Origin of the sequence: Borborobacter xinjiangensis, from assembly GCF_047739745.1 — a bacterium.
In the GTDB taxonomy this organism is placed as follows: Bacteria; Pseudomonadota; Alphaproteobacteria; order Rhizobiales; family Rhizobiaceae; genus Pseudaminobacter.
This window is the reverse complement of the sequence record NZ_JBLLVA010000066.1, coordinates 1-4200: the sequence shown is the minus strand read 5'-3', so window position 1 is coordinate 4200 and position 4200 is coordinate 1. Positions and strand designations below refer to the sequence as shown.

3 protein-coding genes are annotated in these 4200 nt (G+C 54.1%); 1 reads left to right on the top strand and 2 read right to left on the bottom strand.

Features of this window, described 5'->3' with window-relative positions; genetic code table 11:
• Positions 1 to 583: 583 nt before the first annotated feature.
• Together ACLKMW_RS26260 and ACLKMW_RS26255 are read right to left on the bottom strand one after the other, a co-directional pair.
• Positions 584 to 2989, bottom strand: coding sequence for a putative bifunctional diguanylate cyclase/phosphodiesterase (locus ACLKMW_RS26260; protein WP_415727464.1), 2406 nt, complete (start codon positions 2987 to 2989; stop codon positions 584 to 586).
• A 7-nt stretch (positions 2990 to 2996) separates the two neighbouring features.
• Positions 2997 to 3515: a putative pterin-binding protein gene (locus ACLKMW_RS26255; RefSeq protein ID WP_415727463.1), complete on the bottom strand. Its 519-nt coding sequence runs from the start codon at positions 3513 to 3515 to the stop codon at positions 2997 to 2999.
• A 207-nt stretch (positions 3516 to 3722) separates the two neighbouring features.
• Here ACLKMW_RS26255 and ACLKMW_RS26250 point away from each other — a divergent pair, with 207 nt between their 5' ends.
• Entirely contained in the window at positions 3723 to 4076 is a 354-nt protein-coding gene (locus ACLKMW_RS26250; protein ID WP_415727462.1) for a 6-carboxytetrahydropterin synthase, read from the top strand.
• Positions 4077 to 4200: the final 124 nt, after the last annotated feature.

Below are 4200 nucleotides of genomic sequence, written 5' to 3'. Positions count from 1 at the left end.
AATACAGCAACCCAAAACCGCTGGAGCGAACTCAAAACTGGATAAAACTTGGGGGCAACGTCACTCCGGACGTCACATGAACGACCTGCCCATTCTCTTCAGCTATGGACGGCGAGGAAGCCGAAATACCCCCGAACAATAGCGCGAAGGTAGCAAGAACCCGAACAAGGACCGACATGCACGTTCTCCGAACTTGTGACCGGGAGATGTCTGCCCAGCCTCGCGCCGGTCACTTCGCCGATAAACTGTAAAGATTCTGTGCCATCCGTGAAGCAGACGAATTCAAAAAATCGACGTCATCTGCTCCAACCTACGTCTTTCGCAATCTGGTGGAACAAATTGGCCGGCGAAAGGTACCCAAGCTCTCAACATGGACTAGCCGCACCAAGCCCGTCACTTCACACCCGAGACGGCGTGCTTTCTCGCTTTTGCAATACTGAATTCTGGCAATGGACCGAAGGAAAAAAGCCGCGCTCTGACGTTCGATGTATCCATCCAACCTTCGAGGGCTACACCTCGATCATATGGAGGGTTCCAAATACCTCGCCTTCGAAACCGTATCCCTCGCGCGCGGGGCAGCACGCTAAGCATCCGTCGCTTTGCTGCTGAGTGTCCCAAGGGAGCCCGTTATTTCCGCCAGCGATTTTGGCGGGCTGAATAGATAGCCCTGGACCTCGTCGCAACCTGTAGCGCGAATGATTTCCAGTTGGTCTTCCGTTTCTATTCCTTCAGCCGTGGTCTTCATGCCCAGTGCATGGGCCAAGCGGACAATTGCGTGCACGATTGCCCTGTGATCCTGGTTTGTGCAGATTTGCTCCACGAAAGAACGGTCTATCTTGATCTTGTCTACGGTATATTTTCTGAGATAGCCGAGCGAGGAATAACCGGTTCCGAAATCGTCGAGCGATATGCGCACACCCAGCGCGCGCAAATCCCGGAGCGCACAGGACGACCTTTGGCTGTCCTCAAGCAAAAACGTCTCAGTCACTTCCAGTTCAAGCCGACTAGGAGGAACTCCCGTTGCGGCGAGCACCCTGGAAACCGTCTCAACGACGTCGCCTCGCATGAACTGCATGGGTGACAGATTAACGGCGAAATTGAGCTCGCCCGGCAAGTTTGCAGCCGCTAGACAAGCTCTTTTCAACACCCACTCGCCTAGGTTGACGATCAAGCCTGTGTCTTCGGCGATCGCGATGATTTCCTCGGTTGCGACGGGTCCGTGTCTGCAGCGCGGCCACCTCAACAGTGCTTCAAGTGTGGTGACTTGCAGCGTGTGAATATTCACGATCGGCTGAAATACTACGTCAAACTCCTCGTCAAAATCGGCCGCACGCAAGTCGAGTTCAATGGTCCGACGGCGCTGAAGACGCGCCGCCATTTCGGGCTGGAACAAGCAAAACGTACCACGCCCGTCCTCTTTGGCTCGGTAGAGCGCCAAGTCGGCATTTTTCAGGAGTGTATCAGGGTCGTCCGCAATCCCTGACGTCAGGGCTACGCCCACGCTCACCCCGATTACAACCTGATGGCCATCGAGCTCGTACGGTTCGCTAAGAACCTTGATTACACGTTGGGCGAGTTGATCGACGTCCGCCGGCTGTGTAACGTCCGTCTGCAGGATCACGAATTCATCGCCTCCCAATCGGGCCACAGTGTCCCCTCGGCGCACGAGGGTTGCGACCCGCGTGGCAACCTCGCGAAGTAGCCGATCGCCCATGGAATGTCCGAGCGTATCATTGACGTTTTTGAAATGGTCGAGATCCAAGCAGAAAACTGCGGCACAGCGCTGATGCCTTTGACATCGAGCTAGCTCACTCCACATTCGGTCACGAAGAAGTATTCGGTTAGGTAAGTCAGTGAGAGCGTCGTGGCGCGCCATGTGCAACATTTGGGCCTCAGCGTGATGGCGTTCGGTGATGTCGTCGTAAGTAGCCACCCAGCCTTCGTTATTCATCGGTTGATGCAAAATCGAAATCACGCGGCCATCGCTCAGTTCGTGCAGTAACGTACCTTGCTCCTTTCGAGCAATCAGGCCTAGCTGTTCCGAACGGATATTCTCGGCGCTGTCGCGTGAGCAGACACCCGTCCGCACCGTGAGCCGTATGATATCTTCGAAAGTACTCCCAGGCCGTAGCGATTCCGGAGACAGCCCATATATGGTGGCCAACCTACGATTGCTAACGATAAGCCGGCGATCTTCGCCGAACATGCAAAGTCCCTGCGACATGTTATGTAGTGCTGTATCGAATAGGCGGTTTTGAGTAATCAACTCATCATTTGCGGCGTGCGCTGTAGAATTGGCCTTCTCGAGGTCCTCGCTCGTTTGCACCAATGCTGCATTGAGCGCATGGAGCTTTTGCTGAGCGTGGATAAGAAGCCGATTTCGTCTTTCCAGAACCACAATAAGCACAAACGTGCAGAGCACGAGGCCCCCAGCCAGGGCAGAGAACGTCCAATGCAGTTGCAGAAGTTCTTGTCGATCGCGCGCGACCTGTTGCCCGCCGTAATTATTGGCCTCCGCGGCGAGACCGATGAGCTCTCCTTCCAGAGGGGCCATCTCTGATAGGAGGGCTCTCGCAGTTGCGGGATTCTCAATCTGCTCGATCAGCATTTCGGCGCGATGGAGGAAGTTGGATAGTAACTCCACCGTCCTTCGCCGGTCGTCCGCTTCCAGCACAAAGGGCTGAAACTCGCCGCTGCGAAACAGCTCCAGCCGGTTCTTGACGATGTCAAACCGGAGCTGTGCCTCGTGCTTCGAACCTTCCCTGACCGCCAATTCGCTGACGCGCTGACGCAGCCGCAAGAACTCGTTCACGCCCTGACCCGCGCTCCATGCCACATTGTAGCGCGAGACCTTGGCGAGCATCTCCTGTCGCTCGAAGGTGAGCGCCGAAAGATAAACTGCGCCGGACCCGAGAACAATCATTGCGGTGCTGAGAATTATTTTTAGCGGCTGAAATGAGTCTCTCAGGCTGCGCGAGGATGCATTCATTTCAACATCATCGAACAATCAGGCGTGTAAGTTGCCAAATCGACCGTGCATAGTATTTTTGAGTATGCAATTCTGGAGAACTGTCGTACGGATACACTACGAACAGCGGCCCCTTATCACTCACCGGCATGTATTTCTTATCACGCTTCAGCGCCAATATTACATCGAACTCGTTGAAATCCTTGAGAGGAATCGTGGTACGGTAGTCATTCAGCGCTACCGCGACTACTTCCGTACCTTGCGCTCCGACAAACGCCATAATCTGTTCGAGCAAAACGCCCTCAAATTCGACCGGTCCGGTGAACCATGGCGTGGTGGTGGTCAATGTAGTCATACCGAGCCTCTCAAGCATGTCACGATCGAACTGCGCCACACCATCGGCGTTAGTCGTTCGGATATTGCCCTCGATCGTCAGGATTGGTGTCTCCGTTGGCGGCAAGAGCTTGTGATCCTGAACGTGCCCCGGAGATATGGTCAGCAAGATGAGCAAAACAGTTAAGGCAAGTGTGCCGCGAACGCTTGACATTATTTGGTCCTTTGCCTCATCATTGCCCGCTTGTATTATCGTTCCGATCCTTAAATGCCGCGTTAATCGGGCGCGTAAAAAGCGTTGTCTTATTCACTATTTCCAGGGGCAAGGGTCGAATGGATTTGACACTGAATGATCAGAATGTCAGATAGATCGGCTTCGGGTTTTTGGGGGTGTATTTTGGAGCGTTCTGCCGACGTAGCGATGGTCGACACCTACAAGGAGTTCACATTCGAGGCGGCCCACCAGCTGCAGCCATTTTCCGGGCTACACGGCCACACCTTCAGGGTTCGAGTCCACTTCAAGGGTTCACCTGATTCAGTGTTTGGCTGGCCAGCCAATCTTTACGAGGTAGAGCCGAGAATTGGTTCAGTGCAAAAAATCCTGGATCATACATACCTGAACGACATTGACGGCTTGGCCGTGCCCTCCTTGGAAAATATTGCCAAATGGATTTGGGACAAGCTGGCACCTCATTCTCCGCAAGTTGATCGCATCACGGTTTCGCGCGGCCCAGATGGGCAAGCTGAAGGCTGCACATACTCGAGAACCCTCTAATTACAGGGGTGCCAATCAGTCCTTAATTGCGGGTAGTGCCTGCCGATCACGTGCCATGCGTCCTAGATGTTTGATCCCGGGTTTTGATGGGGCATCCTTATCTTCCGACTCAAAGGATGCGCTA

Coding starts and splice junctions, on each gene's coding strand:
- ACLKMW_RS26260 (WP_415727464.1), bottom strand. CDS start 2,989: ATGAATGCATCCTCGCGCAGCCTGAGAGACTCATTTCAGCCGCTAAAA.
- ACLKMW_RS26255 (WP_415727463.1), bottom strand. CDS start 3,515: ATGTCAAGCGTTCGCGGCACACTTGCCTTAACTGTTTTGCTCATCTTG.
- ACLKMW_RS26250 (WP_415727462.1), top strand. CDS start 3,723: ATGGTCGACACCTACAAGGAGTTCACATTCGAGGCGGCCCACCAGCTG.